The sequence below is a fragment of the Camelimonas sp. FR25 genome, from assembly GCF_059740505.1.
Genome location: NZ_JCAWFG010000090.1, coordinates 1 through 624 on the forward strand (window position 1 = coordinate 1; position 624 = coordinate 624).

At 58.3% G+C, this 624-nt stretch carries 1 protein-coding gene; it reads left to right on the forward strand.

Translation table 11 applies throughout. From position 1 onward, the window contains the following. Positions 1-624 (forward strand): ABC transporter substrate-binding protein (locus tag AC6A67_RS12800; RefSeq protein ID WP_498036938.1); only part of this gene is annotated, 624 nt, incomplete at both ends.

Here is a 624-nt window from a genome sequence, read left to right on the forward strand (position 1 = left end):
GGCCTATTTCCGCATGGTCAATGAGAAGGGCGGGGTCAATGGCCGCAAGATCACTCTGATCTCGCTCGATGACGCTTACAGTCCGCCCAAGACCTTCGAACAGACCCGCAAGCTGGTGGAGCAGGATGACGTCGCCTTCATCTTCAGCCCTCTTGGCACCCCGACGGGGATGGTGGTGCGCAAATATCTGAACGACAAAAAGATCCCACAGCTGTTTGTCGGCGGCGGCGCGACCGCCTGGGGCGATCACAAGAACTTCCCCTGGAGCATGAGTTTCCAGCCCTCGTACCAGTCCGAGACAGCGGTCTACGCAGCTTATGTGCTGAAGCACAAACCCGAGGGCAAGATCGCCCTGCTGTACCAATATGACGACGCGGGCCGCGACTATGCCCATGGCTTCAAGAAAGGCCTCGGCGCCGAAAACGCCAAAAAAATGATCGTGGCTGAGGCCACTTATGAGCCAACTGATCCGAGCATCGACAGCCAGATTCTCAAACTGCGCGCCTCGGGCGCTGATATCCTGTTCATGCACGCCATCCCCAAGCAGGCGGCGCAGGGCATTCGCAAGATCCATGAGATCGGGTGGAAGCCAATGTTCTTCCTCGCTGCGACCTCAGCCTCGTT